This is a genomic window from Novosphingobium sp. KA1, assembly GCF_017309955.1.
Lineage (GTDB): Bacteria > Pseudomonadota > Alphaproteobacteria > Sphingomonadales > Sphingomonadaceae > Novosphingobium.
In genome coordinates this window covers 164,205-182,040 of the sequence record NZ_CP021249.1, presented here as the reverse complement: position 1 = coordinate 182,040, position 17,836 = coordinate 164,205, and the positions used below count along the sequence as shown (strand labels likewise).

Here is a 17,836-nt window from a genome sequence, read left to right as displayed (position 1 = left end):
CGACCTATCCGGTTTGCGCCGCTGCCTGCGCGGGGACGCCTCCAGTCCGCCGCAGGTGTGTCTCCAGTCTTTGCTCCGCACTGCGCGCCCGGTAAAGCAAGGTCAGGTTCTCACTGGCAAGCTCGCGGCGCTCCTCGCCGTGAAGTCGGGACTCGGCCCTCAGCCGGACCAGTTCGCCTTCGAGTTCGACAAGCCTGGCAGCGAGATCGCGGACTGGCACGTCAGCATGCGCCGCAGCTTCGATTTCATCGAGGATGTCGCGGTGGGTCGCGTAGAGTGGGTTGCGGCTGCGCCCGGCCTCGCGCGCAACCGACGCCGGCGTGATCCGTACAACTCGTCCGGCGTGGTCGGGATGCCGTCCTTCGCCGCGCGCCAGTCGTGCCAGCGCCGCCCGATAACTCCTTGCTGCGGAGTGCCTGCGTGGATCCGCATCAATCTTGCCCATCGTCATCTCCGATTTGCGCGAGCACCCGCTCGCATTGTCCGATCGTTTCGTTCAGCACCGCAGCCGTCATGGGATTGGCGTCGGGCAGCAGCGCAGCATTACCTCTCCGGCGATCTCGCCAGTATCCTGCGTGCTTCGCCTCGATCACCATATTCGCACATGTCAGGCAGACCGCCGGCGCGCGTCCAGCCTCGTCCGGTTGCAGCTCGCCACCACATCGGGATGTCTCCTGCTGGAACACGCACCAGCCATAATCGCAGGCATGGATGCGAAGGTCCGTTTCTTCCAAGATGAACGCTACATAGTCTCGGCGTACCTGTTCGCCCGCGCGGCCCCGGAAGCGGGCGTTGCCGGCAACGATTCGTTCGCCCATCTTGCCGCCAAGCCGTTTGGCAGCGAGCAACCGGTCGAGGGCGGCTGCGGTTTCGGCGCGGGCTTCGTGGTCAATGAGGCTATGGAGGTCGAAGTCGCTGCCGACGTATCCCCGCGCAGTCATGGCGACGGAGGCGTGCTTGAAGTGCTCGGCAAGGCCCAGCAGCTGTGTGCGGTCGCGACGCGCCACGAACCGCGCAAAGGTCTTGCGGAACTGGTGGGTGCTGAACGGCCATGGTTTGCCGTCATGATCGGGCACATGAACGTGGCGTGCGAAGTTGTTGATGCGTAAGGACATGTGCATATGCGTTACCGGCACGATCTCGCCGAACTGCGTGTTCTTCACCAGGAACAGCTCCTCGCGGCCCGAGGTCTCGCGAAGCGGCGCGCTCAGCCGTTCGAGCAGATCGACTGCGCGCACGACTGGCGCCGGTGCCACCCAGCGCTCAACGCGGCCATCGGGATCGTCGACCGTCTTGAACAGCCTTGCCACCACATAGGCCTGATTGACCCCGCTCTCGCCGATCGGGCGATATTCGATTGCCCCGGCTTTCATCGACAGGATTTCACTGACCCGCATGCCGACGAAGCCCGCGATCACGATGTAGCAGGCTTCGACGAGGTGGGTGGCGGCGTGGCGAACCGCATAGGCGCCGCCAAGCGCTTCGCCCGACGGGCCGACCAGCGAAGCGAGCCTCAGCGCAGCCCGGACGTAATCCGATGCCTGGCGTTTTCCGCGTAGCAACCCTTGCGCTCGCGCATCGCGGCGAATCGTTTCGGCCATCACGATCGTATCGCCATGATCCTCGATCCACCGTAGGGCCTCGGCCAGGATAGCGATCGCTTGCGGCTCGGGGATGAACGGTATCGCGCCCTTTGTTGCGCGGGTGTGGCCGGCAGCCTCATAGGTCGTTTCCAGCGGTAAGGGATTGACCTGCGGCGCATCGTCGAGCTTTCCCCGTTGCCGGTAGAGATCCTTGATCGCGAGCAGATAGTTGGTGATCGTGGCCGTCGCGATATTACCCTTGCCCGCACGCGACGGACGACAGCGAAGCCATATGGAGAGCCGTTCGATCGCGTCAGGGTCGATCTCGGCGAAGCGCGCGAGGCCTTCTTTCGCCATCCATTCCACGATCGAACGCAGCACCATCGCTTTCTGATGGATCGACGCCGGTGACGACCGCTTGCGTCCAGATGGAGGATCGTAGTGCATAGACCAGAGGAAGTGCTTCGTCGCGCGGATCAGGCGACCATGATCACCTGCGCTGATCTTTGAGCTTTCCGGTGGCGGCACAGCCCAGTTGAACCGGTTCTGATCCGCCCGGCGACCTGCGGTGCGGATATCGAGCAGCCATTCATCGTCTCCGAACCGGCCCCAAGGTGAGAGTGGTGCTTCTTCCCATGTGGACGACTGTGCGATCGGGCGGGGGCGCGGGGTCATTCGACCGGCGGCAGTGGTGGCAGAGGTTTCCGTGCGGCAGCTTCAAGCATCGCATAGGGGAACCGGGGTAGAATCTCGCGCTCAAGGATTTCGAGCTTGGGTGCATAGAGCAGCCGCCAGCGTTCGGGCACCATGGCAGAACGCCCATCTGCAAGCGCGGCCTGCGTCGCCAGCAGGCGAACCAGCACTTCCTCATCAAGAGGTATCACGGCATTGGGACAGGTGAAGCAACCAAGCCAAGCCGTGCAGAGCTCGCCTTTACGCTGGCCTTGGGCAATGCCCGCAAGGGGATCCCGGCACATGAAGCCGGCTGCGGTTGCATTGCGCAGGTCGGGGACGGGCTCGGACTTTTGCGGACTGTCGGCATTGCCGCGGACGACTTCGACGAACCGAGCCTGTAACCGTCCGATCGCCAACGCCTGCGCCTTCCGGACCCGGGGCCGGTCCACGTAGCGCTGGGTCGTATCGGGATTGGCATGATTGGCGAGTGCCTGGGTTTTCAGGATATCGTGCCCGAGCCGCTCATGTGCGAGTGTCAGGCCCGACGCGCGCAGCGCCGCCAAAGTGAGCTTCAGCGGCTTGCCATCGTCGCCGACAAGGCCGTGCCGCTCGACGAACCGCCGGGTCAGCTTGGAAGCCATATAGCAGGGGATCACTCCGTTTGCGCGCGAGGCTGCGATCATGCCGGTGAGGAACAGCGCTCCCTGGTCCCGCTGCGGCGCATGCGGCACCAGCCTTTCGGTCATCGCCAGCACCTGCTCGATCAGCACCGGCACCGAGAAGCTCTTGTCTCGCATGAAGCTGCGCCGCTGTTCGCGCCCCGCGCGCCCCTTGTGCCAGCTGACCATGACCCGACCCTCGAGCAGCAGATGCTCGCTCAGGCAGTCGCGCTGCATCAGCCGGAGCGCCTCGGCATTGGCGTAGGTCTGGGCACCGATCGCGATCATGTAGGCGACAATCGTGTCGGGCAGCGCGAACAGCCGTCCGGCGATCCCGCCCACACCACCATGGTGTATCGTCGCGAAGTGAAGCCGCCAGAGGCCAGCTCCCTTGCGCAGCATGTCGTTGACCTTGGGCGGTATGCCGCCGAACCGGTCGTCGATCACCGCGAGCATCACGCCGATATCGTCGAGATCGAGCTTGGCGAGGTCGGGCTCGGCGGCAATGGCCGCCCGGTTGACCCGGGCGAGCATAGCGCGCCCCTCCTCGAACTGGGCCCAGGCTGCCTCGATGTCCTTGCGCGCGGCGGCGAGCACCCGTTCCATTTCATCGCGGCTCAGTACGTCGCGCTGGCACGCTTCGGCATTCTTGCGGGGGAACGGGTTGAACGGGATGTCGAGATCGGGATGGACCAGATCGGGCCGGTTGCGCTTGAGCCAGGCCAGGTGCTGTTTGATGATCGACCACACGGAGTAGCGCGTACCCTTGCTCCAGTGCCTGGTGCCGAGCCAGACGATGAAGGCATTGAGTACGCCGGTATCGATGTCGCGCGTTGCCACAACAACGGCATGATGTTCACCCAGGAAGGCGAACCATAGCTTCAGGTGGCGATAGGCGTTTGCCCTGTTGGCGGGTTGCCTGACGGCGTAGTGATGCCGGAACGCGAGCGCCCATTCCGCTGCCATAGCGGGCCGAGCGGCGAAGACTGCGAAGTCGAACGCGCATTCGAGCTGGCCGTCGACATCGACGACATTGACGATGAGCGCGCCCGGATTGCCGATCAGCGGCTCAGGCGATGGCGCTACCCGGTAGTCCTTCTGCGGGCGCGGCATTACAGCAGCGCCGCGTAGAGGTCGTCGACCGAGGCCTCGATCACCGACAGGTCGGTCTCGACAACGCGCAGGTAGACCGCCGTCGTCGCCAGATCGGCATGGCCAAGCAGCACCTGCAGCGTGAGCAGCGGATTGAGTTCGGGGTTGTTCTGGGCTTCGCGTTGCAGGAACCGCAGCATAGCTGCAGCGAAGGTGTGTCGTAGCGCGTGGAACGTCGCGTTCACCCCGGCAGCTTCGGCAGCGGCCGCGAACATCGCTCCAACCCGGCGCGGCTTTACTGGTTGCCCCCGGCAGGTCAGGAACATGGCATCTGGATCGCAGCCAGCTCGATTTACCGCAGTGCGACGGATCAGGACGGCTCGCTCTTCCCGGACATAGGCACGGGTACGATCGACCAGCGGGGCTGGGGGATAGATCATCCGCGAACGCCCACCCTTGGTTTCGTCGATCTGCACCGGGATCATCGGTTCGCTGCCCGATCGCTTCAGGTGACGAACGGTCAGGCCCGCCACTTCCATTCGGCGGATCCCGGTGGTCACCGCCCATTCGACGATCAGCCGGTCGCGCACCGACATCGCGGCCATGATACGCCGGATCGCTTCCGGCGCGAGCGGGCGCGGCAACATCGGCACATGCCGCATGGTCAGCTCGTTCGCCTTGGTCCGGCCGCCAGTTGCATCGATATGCGCTAGGTATCCCTGCGGACGACTTCGAGATAGCTCGATTTCCTGGCTCACGAATGGGACCTGCTTCATCAGTCCGGTCGCCACGCTCCAGCGGTAGAATCGCCCTATGGTCCTGAGCCGCCCGTTGATGGTGCTGCGCGCCAGCGGCCTCCCGGTGCCGCCGCGTGGCCGGAGCATCTGGTCACGATAGGCAGAGAGTTCGCCCGGTCCGACCTCGTTCCACATCCAGCCATTGGCTTCGAGCGTCTGCCACCAGTCGTATAGGGCCTCACCATAGGTCCGCCAAGTCTGCGGACTTCTCGTCCTGCCGCGCACCAAAGCAACGTGCATCAGCCATGCGCAGGCCGGTTCGACGAGCCGCATCCGGGCGTCGAGCAGCATTGGGACATTCTCCACCGATGATCCGTCGGGCCGGAATGCAGGCGTCGAGAACAACAGCTGCGCCATACCAACTCCAAGATTGCGACCGGACAGGGAGGGCCCTCGGGCCCTCCCTGTCCGGCAGAGAAGAGGGGGCTCGGATCATGTGTCCTGCTTGATTGGCAGAAGAGGACAGAAAGGACACGTTATGGATGGGACCTACCACGAGCTTGGCCACGCCACAGGGTCGGCCAAGCGGCTCAATCGCCAGTTCGGCAAGCGTTTCGGGGACGATGCCTATGCCTTCGAAGAAATCGTCGCGTCGCTCTGCCAGGCCACCCTCTGCGCCGAATACGGCCCTCCCAACGAACTCCACGACAGCCACGCCTCCTACATCCACCACTGGATGAAGATCCTGCGCGGCGACAAGACCGCGATCCTCCACGCGGCGGCCAAGGCCGAGCAGGCGGTCAAGTGGCTTCGCCAGTTCGATCCGGCGCTCGGTTCGACCCTGCCGGACGAACTCAAGGAGGCAGCCTGACGGTGTCCGGGAAGCCGAGGCACTTGGCCCGCTCGCAGCGCGAGCGGGAAGGGGAGGGGGTGGGAGCCCGATGCGCCAGGGGGCGCAAAGGGAGATTTCACCGATGAACTACGATCTCGACTTCCGCTATCGCCGTGCCCTGCAGCCCGACGCGCTCGCAACCATTGCCACCGCCACCCAGGCCGTGGTCGATGCAATGCAGGACGCGCGCAACGCCGGGATCGACCCAGCGCGCGATCCCGCGACGATCCTGCTCGCGCGTCACGTCGGGCGCATCGCATTGGGCCACGCGCCCGACGAAACCTTTGCCGAAGACCTGCCGCTGCGCCGGCAGTGCCTGGCCAAGATCGACGAGCTGAAATTGAAGCCCGCGCTGGTCGCGCTCGCCCGCCGCGGCATCGGTTACGATCCCGAAGCCAAGCGCGCCTTCCACCGCGAAGCCCGCTCGGCATTGCGGGTGGCGGCGCGCCATCTCGGTCTCGAGCCAGATCAGTACGATCTGCGCAGCAACTTCGCCGGCCCTGCGGTCTCGGGCGAGATCACGCTCCACGGCGACGAGATCTACATCCAGGTCTCGATCCCCTGCATCCATCCGGGCCGCGAGGTCATGTTCCGCCGGTGCAAAGGCCGCCAGGACTACCTCGGCGATCGAAATCACTTTTGCGACATCGCGGTCCTTGCCGCGCCGCACAGCTTCCGCGCGCTCGTCGTCCGCGAGACCGGCCTTTCCATCAATCCGCGCCAACAGGCGCTCGTCTAGGAGAACCGCCATGGGTTGGCTGTTCATGTCTCGCGGCGGCATGGCTCCGTTCGCCACGCCGAAGGCCTATCTCGACAACCAGTGCACCTATCCGCCCGACCCTGACAAGGGCCGGGCGACCGGCCTGCGTGTCCTCAAATCCACCGTCCGTTCGGGCGCCTACTATGCCGCCTGCCAGAGCTACGATCTTGAAGCCCCGCACGAAACTTTCGCGATCATCTGCCTCGTCAAATGGAACCCCGGCGCGAAGAGCGGCGAGGAGTTTGGCTACAAGGATATGACCGAAACGATGGGCCCCTACAGTTACGACTGCCCGGCCTCGATCCTCGACCTCTTGGGACCGCCCGGCAACGAATATGCCGCGCAGTGGCGCGAGCATTGCCGCCAGCGCCTCGCCCTGACCACGCGCCGCAAGCCCGCACCGGGCGATATGCTGGTGCTGGCCGAGCCGCTGACCTTCACCGACGGGCAGAGCGAGCGCAGCTTCCGCGTGGTCCAGTCGGGCCGCAAGACGATCCTGCGCCGGGTCAGCGACGGGGTTGGGGTGAAGATCAGCAAGCTGATGAGCCGGGCGTGGACGATCGTGCCGCCACCCGGTGCCCCGTCAACTTCGTGACCCGGCACCCAAGCGAGTAGCGCCATGACCGATCCCGCCCCACCGCAGCGCTCGTCCAAGCGAGCGCGCCTTTGCAGCATCGAGAACGCCAACCGGATCGCCACCCGGGTCGCCGAGCACGTCCAGGGCGACACCGCCGTGGTAAAGACCGGCAATCCGCTGCAGCCCTTCCGCGTGGTTCTGGCAAGCAAGGCAGCGCCGGGGCGCACCGTCTCGCGGGTCGTCACCTGCAACGATGACGAGCCCGAGGATCAGTAGGGCTCGGGTCCGCGCTCGACGAACCACGATTGCCCGAGCTCGAAATCGGGACTTGGCGACACGAGCGGCCCGTCAGGTGCTTCAGCCACGTAGGGCGAAACGAGGTCCTTGCGCCGCACCCGCATCCGGCTGAGCCAGGCCGCGGTGCGGCCGCGCGCTTTGAGGACCGTCAGCAGCCAATCCATCGCCTCGGCCATCTCGACCACGCCGCGCCCGGCGAGGCAGTAATAGATCGCCCGCTGGAAGTCGTCGCACTGGGTGCTGAGGATGCCCGCGAGCTTTGCCCGCCCGCCGGGGGCGTTCTCATGCACCAGCGACACTGCCTCGCGCAGTTCCCGGACTGACAGGTAGGCATCGTCCACGCCGACCCCGATGCAAAGCGCGGCGATCGCCCGGCGCACTGGCGGCAGGTTCTCGTCGCACGACGCATCGCGCAGGCCAATGTCGAGATCGAAATGGTCGAGGTGGCTGGGAGCGGGCATGGCGAGATCCTTTCCAAAAGAACGTAGCGTGAACGTTCAGGCCCCGTCAACCGGACAGCGGAGGGGAGGGGGAACTCAGCGGGGGATCAATCATGAAAGGTAGAACCCATGACCGCACTTGCTTCATCCACACCTGCCGGCGTCGACCACACTGCTGAGATCGCCCGGCTCAACGACGCGGCCCGCGCGGGTTCACTGCCCACTTCGCGCACTGTGTTCACGCGGGCGCTGGCCGACATTCGTGCTGGCGACGCCGAAGACCCCGGCGCACGCCAGGCCAGCCTGATGCTGGGTCAGGCAGCGCTGCGCCGTCTTATCAACGAAACGCCGATCGAGCCGGGGAACGATCCTCATGGCGAGCGCGACTTCGGCGCGGTCGAGTTCCAGGGGTACAAGATCTTCTGGAAGATCGATGTCTATGCCAACGACGGGACGTTCGCCTGGGGGGTCGGAGACACTGTGGGACGCGCAGCAGAGCTTCCGCGTCGTCACGATTATGTTGGCAAGCGACTGGTGAGGCGATGAGCCGGTATTCGCTAAGACCGCTGCCGGAGCGCTCGGACATTTTCGAGGTCGCGGTCGGGTGGGACCTGGGGCTGGGGACGTTTTTTGTGATGGTATTCGGCGTCGCCGAGGTTGGCCGCGATCCTGATGTGAGGCACTGGCGTGGTGGCCAGCCCAGACAGATTGTTACGGTCGAGGAGCTTCAGACTGAGGTATCGCCATACGCTGAACTTCCGATGGAACTGGTCAGTCGGCTTCGAGGCGACCAAAGCAACGGCTGCGCGAGCCCTCCACAGCGGTTGAGTCGATTGATTTCAGGGCTGCTCGGGAATGGCTGCGTCTGATCATCCTTCTCCCCGCCTGCCAAACGACTGGATAGTTGATATTCCAGCTATGCAGCAGCAACCATTTGAATTTCAGGCTTAACGTACACCCCTAACGTCAGTGCGTCCCAATAGGCGAAGAATGTCTCGAAATAGAAGCGATGTTGATCGCCATTGTCGTCGATTAGCACCAGTTCGCAACTGCCGAGTGGCCCGCCGCTCTGTGCTCCGCAATATCCAGCGACAGCCTTGAAAAGCTCTAACTCGTCTACTTTTCCGAAGTGTTTGGGAAAGGCCGATGACCGGATGAAATGCCGACAGGGATTCGCTGGATCGAAGTCCGGCTTGCGGCGAGAAACGTGTGGATGGCCGGACATTATCCCGACCAGTGGAGTTTGAACGCCCGCAGTCTCGACGAATCGGTATAGCGTCGTCGACAGCGTGTTGCCGAAAACGCCGTGGAGGCTCTTCACGGTTTCGATGGTCGGCGACATCGATAGGGCTTCTTGCGTAAATCGATCGCGCAGGAACAGCAGGCGGCCTGCGGCAAAATTGGCTTCGGCTTCGACCTGCTCATGGCATTCGGGCGAGAGGGTGTGGCTGTTATCGCCAAGCATCGCATCCTCGTGCCACGGCAATAGGCTGTGACCGATTTCATGCGCTTCGTTCCACCGATGCTTTTTGATCGGCAGGTCGCCATCAAGCAGGATACGCTTGCGATCGGGCAGATACAGCGCCTTCAAGGACCACTTGTGGATGGCGTCCAGGATGAGTGCCGGACGATTGAAAACCTGAAGCGTGGCGACTCTGATCCGGCTGATCGCCTCCTGCGCGACGCTCGGATCCTTCGCCGTGTAGAATTTGAGATCGAGCTTGAGCAAATGCCGCACGTCTTCGAGCCGGAGCGGGGGCTCGGGATTCCCGAGCCCCTTCAACACCCGTTCGACGCGGGCGTCGATATCATGGGCGGTTCTCTCAGATAAAAGTCGATTTCTGCTCAACCGCCTGCTCCTTGACGTTCAGTCCCGTTCGCTCAAAACTGTGACGAACGCCTCCAATGCAGCACGTTCAGCCTGGCTAAGCGCTGCCACAGGCTCAGATCGCGCAGCAAAGCGAACGGCTTCATGAATGAGGTTGTCATTCTTGGGTGTCGTCAGACCGGCCACCTGCATCAGGTTCCCACGCGGAACCTGAAAATAATTGGCCAGCTGATAAACGGACCGCAATTCAGCCTTGTGACGAACGTCGTCCTCAATCTCTACGAGTTCGGCGACGTCAATGTCGGCTTGCTCGGCAAGTTCCTCGAGCGTCAATCCTTTGTTGCGCCGCATGAGACGGACAAAGCGACCAAAAGCAATGCTCGGCTCATCTTCGCCAACATTCTGCGTTTCTGCCTCACCATCAAAAAGCGGATCGGCGGCGGTGACGCCGGCACCAATTTCGGTGTAACCTTCTAACGATGCCATCTTGAGACACCAATCCTTGGAGATCTCGATCTTCATGGCTAATTTCCTTTGGCGATGAAGGATTCGGCTTGCTCCGGCGTCATCTCAAAATAGCGCAAACCATGATAGCTTGCGTCGATGCCAAGATCGGTCATGCCGCAGGTGTTGGCATAGAAGCCATTCGACTGCGGTAAAGCGTGTAAGCCAATCCTTCCCTTAAACTCCTCCTCGATACTGAGTGCGATAGCAGCCCTGATCAAAATACTGCCGATACCGCGATAGAGCGGCGGATCGGCGAGCTCGGGGCGGTTCCACGGCGCGTTTTCAACATATTCGACATAAACCAGGTCCTTTCCTTTTTGGCTCTCAACCCGGCAACGATGCGTTGTGATGTCCACGATCATCATGCCCTGGGTGGTTCCGTTGCACACGATGCTGAAGCCGGGATGCGCCAACATGCCCTGCAAAGCCCGGGTCTTCTGACGCCAGTTCCAATGCCGACTTTGCGGCCAATGCACCCGCTCGACACCGGCGCGGTGCAGTTTCTGGATCGCCTTGAAGAGCTCCGGGATCCATTCGGCTTCCCAGTCACCCAGCTGCTTTTCGGTTATCGCATCCCAGAGCTCGGCTTCTTCAAGCTTGCCGTTCGTCGCGTTCAAGAGTGCGATCGGACTGATCACGGCGGTCATAGCATCATGACTTCCGCTTTTTCTTTGCTCTTTTCGTCTTCGAAAAACAGCTTGTCGCCCTTTTCAACACGAGCTTCAACAAGCTGATAGAGCCGTAATGCCTGACGCAGCACAGCCGTCTTGCTCAAATCCTTCTTGTCGCAAAGGCCTTCGAGTGCGTGCATTTCCGCATCCGTAAGGTTGAGCGTCATCGTCTTCTTGGCAGCCATTACGCCTCCTTCAGCGGGAGTAGGGCTACACAACATCTGCGCAAATGTCAATCAAAAAATAGCCCTTGACTAGCTAAAAACTAGCTATCATATCCACGCCATCCGGCGATCAATCTCAAGCCGGGTTAAATCGCAGGCTTGAACAAGGGAATCGTTCTCATGGCCAAGAACACAGGAAATGACTTCCGTCGCGGCGCTGTTACCGCTCGCACCCAATTTCAGCGGACCGACGGCAACTATCAGAAACGGAACGAGCGCACCGGACACTTCATGGAGGTGAAGCAGGACGGCAAGCCGTTCAAAGGCGTCGCCCGTGAACCCGACGGGCGCGATAGCCCGAATTCCTGATGAACCGACGATTCATCCCCATTCCGGCCAAAGTGCTTTGGAGCCTTGGTCCGATTCCGAAGCCGCAACACCCAACCCTTGCATTGGATTCAAAACATGTCTGAAAAGTCGGAAAAGACCGTCACCATCATCGTCAACCAAGACGACCACGAAGTGGTCAAGACGAAAATCTCATATGACGAGGTCGTCGCCTACTACCTTCAGGACGGCGGCGCCTCTTCAACCGAGTATCTCATCAAATATTCACGCGGCCACTCCGCTAACATCAGCGGCACCCTCGCGCCAGGTCAGGAGGTAATGGTTAAAGATGGAATGCGCTTCAGAGTTTCAGGAACTGGCGAGTCATAATCCTTTCATCCGGGACTTGGAGGAACAGGGCTATCACCTCGACTTCGTCAACGCCTATTTCGTCATCTACGGGTTACCGTGCCTCAACAGCGCCGGTGAGCTCGAATATGGCGATTGGGCAAGTCCAGTCGATCTGAATAACTGGGTCATCGATGCCCCAAGCGACCATCAGGCCTGGTTCAAGGGATGCCGTCCGCACGACCAGAACGGGCGGGCGCTGCGATTGGGCGGTGGCGCGGCTACCGTCCTGGTGGCTGACGGCTTTGTTTGCAACCATTCCTTTTCGTTCAAATTGCTCGAGTCTGGCGCAATGCGCCCATATCGGTCGTTTGAAGAAAAGGTGCGCACTTATCTCGATGTGATCGTTGCACCCGCGATGGCAGCTTTCCCCGATGCTAGTCCGCTGCGGGGCATAGAAATCAAAGCCGCGGCGCAGAACAGTCCGTTGCGCATTCCAGACTCAATGTCGTCACGCTACCACCTCAACGACGTGGCTTCGCGGTTGAGGGGCATAAAGGTAGCAATCATTGGCCTCGGCGGCACAGGAGCTTACATCCTCGATTTCATCGCCCGCACGCATCTCGAAAAGATCGGGCTTTTCGACGACGATAAGGTTCATATTCACACGCTCTTTAGGATCCCCGGCTTCATCCATCGGGCGGTCGGGATGAAGAAGGTTGACGCGCTGGCGCAACATTATGCCAATTGGCATTGTGGCATCGTCCCGATCCCGGAGCGCATCACCTCCGAGAATATCGAGAGCCTGCGTGAGTTCGATTTTGTCTTTGTGTCGATTGACGACGGGCCGTCGCGGCTCGCCATCGTCGACTGGTTGAGTGCAAATGCCATTCCCTTCGTTGATTGTGGCATGGGCCTCAATCGCTCACTCATTGGGTTGAATGGCGTCGTTCGGATCACCGGAGCGGATCGCGCTGCATTTGAGCAATCGGTAAATACACCCTATCTGCCAACGACGAATCCAGAAAATGGAGAGTATCGGAAGCAGGCGCAAGTCGCCGAACTCAATGCGCTCAACGCGATATTCGCCGTGATCCGGTTCAAGCAGCATTTTGAGTTTTATGACCGATTAAGCGATGCCATCGCCTACACTTTTGAGACGGCATCTTTTGATCTTGATCGCTTTGGGGGGTTAGAATGAAGTTTGCCTATCAAGCGGTAGATCGGATCCCTAAGCAGCTGGAGCCTGAAACTGTCTATCACAGCGAGGAATTCGAGCTCGCCGGACTTCTCTGTGCTTGCGGCTGCGGCCATCGGATCACGCTTCTCGTTCCCGATAGCCACCAAGTCTATTGCGACGACGGGTTTGCCACGATCCGCCCTTCCATCGCAGTGTGCGATGGTCCCTGCAAATCTCATTATGTCATCTCAGCCGGACAGGTCGAATGGCTGGATGCATTTAGCACCGAAGCGGCGAAATCGCTCATGCAGAAACAGATTTTGCGCCATGTCGCCAACGACGCCAAGCCAAAATCCTGGATTGCCCGTCTGTGGAAGGCAGCACTGGCATTGGCTGATCAGATTAAATCGATCTTTGGAAGGTAGAATCCGTATTACACTCATCGTTGTCATTGAACGTCCTCGTCTCTGGTTCTTCGGTCATAGCGTTGTCTGAAAACACCGCTTGAGCGGTCCTGGACACCTCTGCGGGCAGCGCCCGCAGCTTCGGCCTGACGGCCGGGAGGGAAGGGGGGTGGGAAGAGAGTGATCGAACAAGGGGTTCGGTCGCAATCGATCCATCCAGGAGAACGTCCATGAACATCGGTGAAATCCGCAAGAACGCCAACGGCCAGCTGATCGGCTCTGTCGAAACGCTCACCATCACCCGCACCATCGGCCTCAGGCCAGTGACCTCCAGCAACCCCCGCGCACCCCGCTACGAGATCGTTGCGCTCAACGACCAGCGCCGCTGGGTGATCGTCGGTGCGCTCTTCGAACTCTCCTCGAACTCGACCGGCGAGAGCTTCTACCAGGGCAAGATCGACGATCCGTCGATGGCGCAGCCGCTCTATATCGCCGCTTTCCCGCGCGAGGACGGCACCATGGCGATCGCCTGGCAGCGTCCGCGCCGCCGCAATACGCAGCTCGGTTCGGCAGAATACGGCGAGAGCGACATGTTCCCGGCCGACGATGCCGGTGGCAGCGACCGCGGCGGCGAACAGGCTGGCGATGGCCGAAACGACGACGGTCTGGGTGACAGCACCGCGACCCCGCCCGCCAAGCGCGTCCGGGCCAATGCCAAGGACGGCGCCGAACACGATGGCGCGCTGCCGCCGCTCGTCGACGCCTGATCGGCAAGTCCAACTCCAACCGGCGGGGACTCCAAGCGGGTCCCCGTTCCCGTGCAAAGGCCGCGGATAAGCCCGCCGCGCGGCCTGAGGCGGAACGCCGGCACTGCCCCCCCCGCCCGGCGTTCCGCCTCTTCATTTGCCTGGAGTTACCCGGAGATCCACAATGCTGACCGATAGCGAACGCTTCGCTTTCACCACCCGGCGCCACCACGCCTTTGCGAGCACCGGCAACGCCTACGACGCGGTCCAGTGCGATGAGGCCATCCACACCGGCGATACGATGGTCGTCCTCACCGAGGAGGTTATCGGCATCGCCATGACCTGACCGTTCGCGGTGACACTGGCGCATGGGAATCTCCATGCCCTCTCTGCGCCACGCGAGGGCGACACGCTCGCGGATCTCGCCCGCTCACTCCACGTCAGCGCGGCCGACTTCGAACACGCTGCCGAGATCGCCCGGCGTTTCGGATTTCCGCTCGACCCGCAGATCGAGGCGCTGCTCCCTCGCCCGGCGGGCTGAGTTGGCGGGCTTCAGAGCGGCAGGATCGACTGTTCCGATGACGGCGCACTCGCCGGCGCGTCGACCGCATCGGCAATCACGCGCCCGAGTTCGAGCGCGGCATCCTCGCGTATGCAGGAGCTTGGGGCTGTGATGCCGACCCGCGCCCAGCCCGGAGCGTCCAGGATCGCATGAGCGACAGCAGACGTATCGATTCGTTCCATGCTGGTAAGAGCACATAGGAAGAACATATTTGCAAGACAGCGGGCGCCGCTGTTTGTCCTGATTGACAGGGCAGGGCGGTCCGCCGAGCATCAAGGCATGTGCAACTTGTACCGCATGACCAAGGCCCCTGCAGAAATCGCCCGACTGTTCGGCGCGAGCAGCGGCGCAGGCGCGAACTTCGCCGCCGAGGTCTACCCGGGCTATCCCGGCCTCGTCGTCGCCGAAGGCGAGACGCGGGTGATGACCTGGGGTTTTCCGCTTGTCCTGAAGGGCAAGAACGGTCAGCCACTCAAGCCCAAGCCCGTCAACAACGCGCGCGAGGACAAGCTCGGCACCTCGTTCTGGCGGCCGAGCTTCGAGCGCCGCCGCTGCCTGATCCCGGTGACCGCCTGGGCCGAGGCCGAGGGCATCAAGGGCCAGATGACCCGGACCTGGTATTCGCTGGCGGGCGAGGAGGTCGTTGCCGTCGCCGGCCTGTGGCGAGCGACCGAGGAGTGGGGCGCGGCCTATTCGATGATAATGGTGGATGGCTGCCCGCAGATGGCCGACGTACACGACCGCATGCCCGTCGTCCTCGCCCGAGAAAAGTGGGAGCAATGGCTCGCAGGCACACCCGCCGAAGCCTTCGCGCTGTGCCAGACCTGTTCCAATGAACTCGCCGTCGATCGCAGAGCCGAGCGCTGGGGTGCCGGGAGGTCCGCGGCGACGTCAGGCTGAGGGGAGGGGGGCTTCGCCGGTCGGATCAGACCCAAGCGAAAGGACCCAAGCCCATGGGCGACCGAGCCCCCGTCCACATCACCATCGGCGGCGCACTGCCGCGAGAACATCTCGAAGCCTTCGCGTCGCACGCCGCCGACTATGACCTGCGCACGGAGTGGGACGGCGAACCCTTCGATCCGGCAGTGCTGCCCGAGGCTGAGCCGCTCGAGCTCTACGGCACCGAGCTCAACGGCGGGCAGATCCCCGAGATCGACGCTTTCTGCGCCGAGCACGGCCTGCCGTTCCGCCGCTGGTCGGGTGGCTGTCTCGGCGCCTATCTCCCCGAAATCATCCTGTTCGATGGGCAAGGTCCGATGCGCGACTACACGGCGAGCGAAGACGAATACGTCCTCTTCCCTCCTTCATGGATCAACAACTTCACCCGGCTGCGCGATCTCAAGCGCGAAATTGCCCGCGCCGAACAGACCATCCCGGCCTTCGTGATCGCTGGAGGGTCGAGCGATGACCGCAATTGACGCCGCCCTGCTGGCCTCCTCACGCGAAGTCGTGCTCGCCCGCTTCCCGCTCTCGCGGGTGAGCGAGGCCTTCTTCGACGACATGCTTGGCGTCCTGCCGCCGGCGCACATCGCCGGCGTGCCGGGCTTCTTCGTCTCCGAGGCGGTGTGCGAGGACATCCACGCCCAGTTCGTTGCTGCAGGCGGCCGCTTTTACGGCGGCTACGTCGGGGTGAGGGACCGTGCGGGCCTCATCACCCATGCGCGCATCGCCGAGTTCGAAGCCGCCCATCCGGACGCGGTGGAACTCGCCTGGTATCCCGACAGCCTCGAGGGGGCCGCGTCATGAGCCGGCACTGGATTCTCGAACTCGGCGCCGGTCCCGCCGACGAGCCCTGCGCGCAGCTTGGGCAATGCGCCGACTTTGCCGCGGCCAACACCCTCGAACTGCTCGCCTACAAGGCCGCGATCATTGCCCTCAACGGCGAGCCGCCCCTGCCGCTCGGCTTTGCCATGGTCGCCAATACCCATGATTTCGGGACATACCGGACGCTCTGGCTGGTCTCGGCGGAATCGCCCTTGCCCGACGACGCGCAGGCCTGGCTCGAAAACCTTGTCGAACCGGCCACCTGGATCGCGGCGGGATTTCCGCAGCCGGTGACCTACGAGGGATCGCGTGCGGTGATGCGGCCGTTTCGCGAGGTGGTCGCCGCTGCGCTCCAGATCACCCGGGCGAACGCCGACGGCAGCTTCTTCCCGGCGCAGAACGCGGTGCTCCACCGCAACCTGCTCGCCGCCTACGGGCCTGCCACTCTGGCCGCCGCCGACACGGGGTAAGGGGAGGGGGCTTGGGGCTGGGCGTTCCGTAAAGGAGTCCAAGCCCATGCCTCGCTTCTATGCCGGGATCGGTGCGCGCGCGACGCCGCCCGCAATCCTCAGCCTGATGACCCACGCCGCCTTCGCGCTCACCAAGCGCGGCTATGTCCTGCGCTCGGGCCACGCGATCGGCGCCGACAGCGCCTTCGAACGCGGGGCAGGCCCCTCTGCGCAGATCTTCCTGCCGGCGGTGGGCTGGCGCGGGTCGGCAAGTGCGCTTCATCCCGGGACGCTCGGGGCCGAGCTCTGGGGGAGGGCGCGCTTGATCGCTGCCGCGCACCATCCGGCCTTTGCCGGGCTCTCGGCTTTCGTCCAGGCGCTCCACACCCGCAACGTGTTCCAGGTGCTGGGAGTGAGCCTCGATAGCCCCGCGGAATTCGTGCTGTGCTGGACCGCCGACGGTGAGGCCTCGGGCGGCACCGGCCAGGCGCTGCGCATCGCCGCCAGCCACGGCGTCCCCGTCTTTAACCTCCAGAGGCCGCGCGAACGCTCGCACGTCGAGCGCCACCTCGTGCTCTGACCCGTTCAATTCCACGCCTGTCCGCCGTTCTGTCCCTTGCCTTGGCAACGGGACGCGTCGGCGCGCGGCAACACGAAAGTCCCAGCCATGTCCTCGATCACGCTCACGCTCGAACTTGCCTGCACCCGCGAGGAGGCCGCGCGCTTTGCCGCGGTCGAACTGTTCCTCGCCGAGGTGGCTGAGAACGCCGAGGCCGCGCCGCCCGCCGAGCTCGAGGCGGTTTTCGGGGCTCGGCCAGGCGAGACGATCCTCGGCCTTGCCGGGCACCCGCAACCCCTCGGGATCACCTGCCGGTATGACCAGGACCGGGGCGTGATGACACTCGCTGCGTCGGGCGGCAAGCCCAACCTCGCCGCGCTGCCCGTGCTGCTGCTGTGGCTCTATCCCGACAAGCTGCCCATCGCCTACTCGGTCCACGTGACCGAGCGGCCCGAGTTGCCGGTCTGGACGATCGTTGGCCTCAATCGCATCGAGATCACCCAGCACGAGGGCGAAGTCGCGGCGCGCCTCCAAGCCCTGCGCGCGGCCTGCGACACGTCCCGGCGTCTCGATCTGCTGCCGTTGAGGCCGCTGCCGCGCGAGAGCGACTGACCC

The 17,836-nt window shown here is 63.1% G+C and carries 28 protein-coding genes; 18 read left to right on the top strand and 10 right to left on the bottom strand.

Annotated features, from left to right (window positions below):
- Positions 1–4: 4 nt before the first annotated feature.
- The 4 genes from CA833_RS26465 to CA833_RS26450 are packed head-to-tail and all read right to left on the bottom strand — an operon-like array spanning position 5 to position 5,163.
- Complete coding sequence (locus tag CA833_RS26465) at positions 5–445, bottom strand: hypothetical protein (RefSeq protein ID WP_011608088.1); 441 nt, start codon at positions 443–445, stop codon at positions 5–7.
- On the bottom strand, positions 432–2,258 hold the full coding sequence (locus CA833_RS27125) for a hypothetical protein (RefSeq protein WP_238828876.1): 1,827 nt from the start codon (positions 2,256–2,258) through the stop codon (positions 432–434). The genes CA833_RS26465 and CA833_RS27125 overlap by 14 nt, the downstream gene beginning before the upstream one ends.
- Entirely contained in the window at positions 2,255–4,030 is a 1,776-nt protein-coding gene (locus CA833_RS26455; RefSeq protein WP_011608086.1) for a site-specific integrase, read from the bottom strand. Before CA833_RS26455 ends, CA833_RS27125 begins: the two co-directional genes overlap by 4 nt.
- On the bottom strand, positions 4,030–5,163 hold the full coding sequence (locus tag CA833_RS26450) for a tyrosine-type recombinase/integrase (RefSeq protein ID WP_011608085.1): 1,134 nt from the start codon (positions 5,161–5,163) through the stop codon (positions 4,030–4,032). Before CA833_RS26450 ends, CA833_RS26455 begins: the two co-directional genes overlap by 1 nt.
- A 121-nt stretch (positions 5,164–5,284) precedes the next feature.
- Here CA833_RS26450 and CA833_RS26445 point away from each other — a divergent pair, with 121 nt between their 5' ends.
- The 4 genes from CA833_RS26445 to CA833_RS26430 all read left to right on the top strand — a co-directional run bounded on the left by CA833_RS26445 (position 5,285) and on the right by CA833_RS26430 (position 7,251).
- Complete coding sequence (locus CA833_RS26445; protein WP_011608084.1) at positions 5,285–5,617, top strand: zincin-like metallopeptidase domain-containing protein; 333 nt, start codon at positions 5,285–5,287, stop codon at positions 5,615–5,617.
- Between the two features lie 103 nt (positions 5,618–5,720).
- Positions 5,721–6,377: a hypothetical protein gene (locus CA833_RS26440; RefSeq protein WP_011608083.1), complete on the top strand. Its 657-nt coding sequence runs from the start codon at positions 5,721–5,723 to the stop codon at positions 6,375–6,377.
- Positions 6,378–6,387: 10 nt separating this feature from the next.
- A complete protein-coding gene (locus CA833_RS26435; protein WP_011608082.1) occupies positions 6,388–6,993 on the top strand; it encodes a hypothetical protein in 606 nt (201 codons plus the stop codon).
- Between the two features lie 24 nt (positions 6,994–7,017).
- The gene (locus CA833_RS26430) at positions 7,018–7,251 is read left to right on the top strand and encodes a hypothetical protein (RefSeq protein ID WP_011608081.1); all 234 of its coding nucleotides are present in this window, start codon (positions 7,018–7,020) and stop codon (positions 7,249–7,251) included.
- Here CA833_RS26430 and CA833_RS26425 read toward each other — a convergent pair.
- Positions 7,245–7,733 carry a hypothetical protein gene (locus CA833_RS26425; RefSeq protein ID WP_011608080.1) on the bottom strand — a complete coding sequence of 163 codons (489 nt, stop codon included), beginning with the start codon at positions 7,731–7,733 and terminating at the stop codon, positions 7,245–7,247. The two genes, CA833_RS26430 and CA833_RS26425, sit on opposite strands and share 7 nt — an antisense overlap.
- Before the next feature lie 108 nt (positions 7,734–7,841).
- Here CA833_RS26425 and CA833_RS26420 point away from each other — a divergent pair, with 108 nt between their 5' ends.
- A complete protein-coding gene (locus tag CA833_RS26420; protein ID WP_011608078.1) occupies positions 7,842–8,258 on the top strand; it encodes a DUF3768 domain-containing protein in 417 nt (138 codons plus the stop codon).
- Positions 8,259–8,628: 370 nt separating this feature from the next.
- Here the strand turns inward: CA833_RS26420 and CA833_RS26415 are convergent, their stop codons facing one another.
- Genes CA833_RS26415 through CA833_RS26400 form a run of 4 tightly spaced genes read right to left on the bottom strand, consistent with a single transcriptional unit; the run spans position 8,629 to position 10,903 of the window.
- Positions 8,629–9,561, bottom strand: a complete 933-nt coding sequence (locus CA833_RS26415; RefSeq protein ID WP_011608076.1) for an ImmA/IrrE family metallo-endopeptidase — start codon at positions 9,559–9,561, stop codon at positions 8,629–8,631.
- A gap of 18 nt (positions 9,562–9,579) precedes the next feature.
- Complete coding sequence (locus CA833_RS26410; protein ID WP_011608075.1) at positions 9,580–10,062, bottom strand: helix-turn-helix transcriptional regulator; 483 nt, start codon at positions 10,060–10,062, stop codon at positions 9,580–9,582.
- A 2-nt stretch (positions 10,063–10,064) separates the two neighbouring features.
- Positions 10,065–10,694 (bottom strand): hypothetical protein, encoded by a 630-nt coding sequence (locus tag CA833_RS26405; protein WP_011608074.1) that lies wholly within the window; start codon positions 10,692–10,694, stop codon positions 10,065–10,067.
- Positions 10,691–10,903: a transcriptional regulator gene (locus CA833_RS26400; RefSeq protein ID WP_020818060.1), complete on the bottom strand. Its 213-nt coding sequence runs from the start codon at positions 10,901–10,903 to the stop codon at positions 10,691–10,693. Before CA833_RS26400 ends, CA833_RS26405 begins: the two co-directional genes overlap by 4 nt.
- A gap of 159 nt (positions 10,904–11,062) precedes the next feature.
- Here CA833_RS26400 and CA833_RS26395 point away from each other — a divergent pair, with 159 nt between their 5' ends.
- The 7 genes from CA833_RS26395 to CA833_RS27115 all read left to right on the top strand — a co-directional run bounded on the left by CA833_RS26395 (position 11,063) and on the right by CA833_RS27115 (position 14,428).
- The gene (locus CA833_RS26395) at positions 11,063–11,251 is read left to right on the top strand and encodes a hypothetical protein (RefSeq protein WP_092959994.1); all 189 of its coding nucleotides are present in this window, start codon (positions 11,063–11,065) and stop codon (positions 11,249–11,251) included.
- Positions 11,252–11,347: 96 nt separating this feature from the next.
- The gene (locus CA833_RS26390) at positions 11,348–11,599 is read left to right on the top strand and encodes a multiubiquitin domain-containing protein (RefSeq protein WP_092959996.1); all 252 of its coding nucleotides are present in this window, start codon (positions 11,348–11,350) and stop codon (positions 11,597–11,599) included.
- The gene (locus CA833_RS26385; RefSeq protein WP_092959998.1) at positions 11,559–12,758 is read left to right on the top strand and encodes a ThiF family adenylyltransferase; all 1,200 of its coding nucleotides are present in this window, start codon (positions 11,559–11,561) and stop codon (positions 12,756–12,758) included. Before CA833_RS26390 ends, CA833_RS26385 begins: the two co-directional genes overlap by 41 nt.
- On the top strand, positions 12,755–13,162 hold the full coding sequence (locus CA833_RS26380; RefSeq protein ID WP_011608070.1) for a DUF6527 family protein: 408 nt from the start codon (positions 12,755–12,757) through the stop codon (positions 13,160–13,162). Before CA833_RS26385 ends, CA833_RS26380 begins: the two co-directional genes overlap by 4 nt.
- Before the next feature lie 209 nt (positions 13,163–13,371).
- Positions 13,372–13,908, top strand: a complete 537-nt coding sequence (locus CA833_RS26375; protein ID WP_011608069.1) for a DUF736 domain-containing protein — start codon at positions 13,372–13,374, stop codon at positions 13,906–13,908.
- 163 nt (positions 13,909–14,071) lie between these two features.
- On the top strand, positions 14,072–14,233 hold the full coding sequence (locus tag CA833_RS27120; protein ID WP_011608068.1) for a hypothetical protein: 162 nt from the start codon (positions 14,072–14,074) through the stop codon (positions 14,231–14,233).
- A gap of 9 nt (positions 14,234–14,242) precedes the next feature.
- Positions 14,243–14,428: a hypothetical protein gene (locus CA833_RS27115; protein WP_238828874.1), complete on the top strand. Its 186-nt coding sequence runs from the start codon at positions 14,243–14,245 to the stop codon at positions 14,426–14,428.
- Between the two features lie 11 nt (positions 14,429–14,439).
- Here the strand turns inward: CA833_RS27115 and CA833_RS26365 are convergent, their stop codons facing one another.
- Entirely contained in the window at positions 14,440–14,631 is a 192-nt protein-coding gene (locus CA833_RS26365; protein WP_092960000.1) for a DUF6771 family protein, read from the bottom strand.
- Between the two features lie 97 nt (positions 14,632–14,728).
- On the opposite strand from CA833_RS26365, the gene CA833_RS26360 reads away from it, so the two are divergent.
- The 6 genes from CA833_RS26360 to CA833_RS26335 all read left to right on the top strand — a co-directional run bounded on the left by CA833_RS26360 (position 14,729) and on the right by CA833_RS26335 (position 17,833).
- Positions 14,729–15,349: an SOS response-associated peptidase gene (locus CA833_RS26360; RefSeq protein ID WP_092960002.1), complete on the top strand. Its 621-nt coding sequence runs from the start codon at positions 14,729–14,731 to the stop codon at positions 15,347–15,349.
- A gap of 53 nt (positions 15,350–15,402) precedes the next feature.
- A complete protein-coding gene (locus CA833_RS26355) occupies positions 15,403–15,867 on the top strand; it encodes a hypothetical protein (RefSeq protein WP_011608066.1) in 465 nt (154 codons plus the stop codon).
- The gene (locus CA833_RS26350) at positions 15,854–16,195 is read left to right on the top strand and encodes a hypothetical protein (RefSeq protein WP_011608065.1); all 342 of its coding nucleotides are present in this window, start codon (positions 15,854–15,856) and stop codon (positions 16,193–16,195) included. The genes CA833_RS26355 and CA833_RS26350 overlap by 14 nt, the downstream gene beginning before the upstream one ends.
- The gene (locus CA833_RS26345) at positions 16,192–16,683 is read left to right on the top strand and encodes a hypothetical protein (RefSeq protein ID WP_092960004.1); all 492 of its coding nucleotides are present in this window, start codon (positions 16,192–16,194) and stop codon (positions 16,681–16,683) included. Before CA833_RS26350 ends, CA833_RS26345 begins: the two co-directional genes overlap by 4 nt.
- 46 nt (positions 16,684–16,729) lie before the next feature.
- Positions 16,730–17,242 carry a hypothetical protein gene (locus CA833_RS26340; RefSeq protein ID WP_011608064.1) on the top strand — a complete coding sequence of 171 codons (513 nt, stop codon included), beginning with the start codon at positions 16,730–16,732 and terminating at the stop codon, positions 17,240–17,242.
- An 87-nt stretch (positions 17,243–17,329) separates the two neighbouring features.
- Positions 17,330–17,833 (top strand): hypothetical protein, encoded by a 504-nt coding sequence (locus tag CA833_RS26335; RefSeq protein WP_011608063.1) that lies wholly within the window; start codon positions 17,330–17,332, stop codon positions 17,831–17,833.
- Positions 17,834–17,836 lie beyond the last annotated feature (3 nt).

Excerpts from the sequence above, each read along its gene's own strand:
- CA833_RS26465 (WP_011608088.1), bottom strand. The coding sequence starts at position 445 with ATGGGCAAGATTGATGCGGATCCACGCAGGCACTCCGCAGCAAGGAGT.
- CA833_RS27125 (WP_238828876.1), bottom strand. The coding sequence starts at position 2,258 with ATGACCCCGCGCCCCCGCCCGATCGCACAGTCGTCCACATGGGAAGAA.
- CA833_RS26455 (WP_011608086.1), bottom strand. The coding sequence starts at position 4,030 with ATGCCGCGCCCGCAGAAGGACTACCGGGTAGCGCCATCGCCTGAGCCG.
- CA833_RS26450 (WP_011608085.1), bottom strand. The coding sequence starts at position 5,163 with ATGGCGCAGCTGTTGTTCTCGACGCCTGCATTCCGGCCCGACGGATCA.
- CA833_RS26445 (WP_011608084.1), top strand. The coding sequence starts at position 5,285 with ATGGATGGGACCTACCACGAGCTTGGCCACGCCACAGGGTCGGCCAAG.
- CA833_RS26440 (WP_011608083.1), top strand. The coding sequence starts at position 5,721 with ATGAACTACGATCTCGACTTCCGCTATCGCCGTGCCCTGCAGCCCGAC.
- CA833_RS26435 (WP_011608082.1), top strand. The coding sequence starts at position 6,388 with ATGGGTTGGCTGTTCATGTCTCGCGGCGGCATGGCTCCGTTCGCCACG.
- CA833_RS26430 (WP_011608081.1), top strand. The coding sequence starts at position 7,018 with ATGACCGATCCCGCCCCACCGCAGCGCTCGTCCAAGCGAGCGCGCCTT.
- CA833_RS26425 (WP_011608080.1), bottom strand. The coding sequence starts at position 7,733 with ATGCCCGCTCCCAGCCACCTCGACCATTTCGATCTCGACATTGGCCTG.
- CA833_RS26420 (WP_011608078.1), top strand. The coding sequence starts at position 7,842 with ATGACCGCACTTGCTTCATCCACACCTGCCGGCGTCGACCACACTGCT.
- CA833_RS26410 (WP_011608075.1), bottom strand. The coding sequence starts at position 10,062 with ATGAAGATCGAGATCTCCAAGGATTGGTGTCTCAAGATGGCATCGTTA.
- CA833_RS26405 (WP_011608074.1), bottom strand. The coding sequence starts at position 10,694 with ATGACCGCCGTGATCAGTCCGATCGCACTCTTGAACGCGACGAACGGC.
- CA833_RS26400 (WP_020818060.1), bottom strand. The coding sequence starts at position 10,903 with ATGGCTGCCAAGAAGACGATGACGCTCAACCTTACGGATGCGGAAATG.
- CA833_RS26395 (WP_092959994.1), top strand. The coding sequence starts at position 11,063 with ATGGCCAAGAACACAGGAAATGACTTCCGTCGCGGCGCTGTTACCGCT.
- CA833_RS26390 (WP_092959996.1), top strand. The coding sequence starts at position 11,348 with ATGTCTGAAAAGTCGGAAAAGACCGTCACCATCATCGTCAACCAAGAC.
- CA833_RS26385 (WP_092959998.1), top strand. The coding sequence starts at position 11,559 with ATGGAATGCGCTTCAGAGTTTCAGGAACTGGCGAGTCATAATCCTTTC.
- CA833_RS26380 (WP_011608070.1), top strand. The coding sequence starts at position 12,755 with ATGAAGTTTGCCTATCAAGCGGTAGATCGGATCCCTAAGCAGCTGGAG.
- CA833_RS26375 (WP_011608069.1), top strand. The coding sequence starts at position 13,372 with ATGAACATCGGTGAAATCCGCAAGAACGCCAACGGCCAGCTGATCGGC.
- CA833_RS27120 (WP_011608068.1), top strand. The coding sequence starts at position 14,072 with ATGCTGACCGATAGCGAACGCTTCGCTTTCACCACCCGGCGCCACCAC.
- CA833_RS26365 (WP_092960000.1), bottom strand. The coding sequence starts at position 14,631 with ATGGAACGAATCGATACGTCTGCTGTCGCTCATGCGATCCTGGACGCT.
- CA833_RS26360 (WP_092960002.1), top strand. The coding sequence starts at position 14,729 with ATGTGCAACTTGTACCGCATGACCAAGGCCCCTGCAGAAATCGCCCGA.
- CA833_RS26355 (WP_011608066.1), top strand. The coding sequence starts at position 15,403 with ATGGGCGACCGAGCCCCCGTCCACATCACCATCGGCGGCGCACTGCCG.
- CA833_RS26350 (WP_011608065.1), top strand. The coding sequence starts at position 15,854 with ATGACCGCAATTGACGCCGCCCTGCTGGCCTCCTCACGCGAAGTCGTG.
- CA833_RS26345 (WP_092960004.1), top strand. The coding sequence starts at position 16,192 with ATGAGCCGGCACTGGATTCTCGAACTCGGCGCCGGTCCCGCCGACGAG.
- CA833_RS26340 (WP_011608064.1), top strand. The coding sequence starts at position 16,730 with ATGCCTCGCTTCTATGCCGGGATCGGTGCGCGCGCGACGCCGCCCGCA.
- CA833_RS26335 (WP_011608063.1), top strand. The coding sequence starts at position 17,330 with ATGTCCTCGATCACGCTCACGCTCGAACTTGCCTGCACCCGCGAGGAG.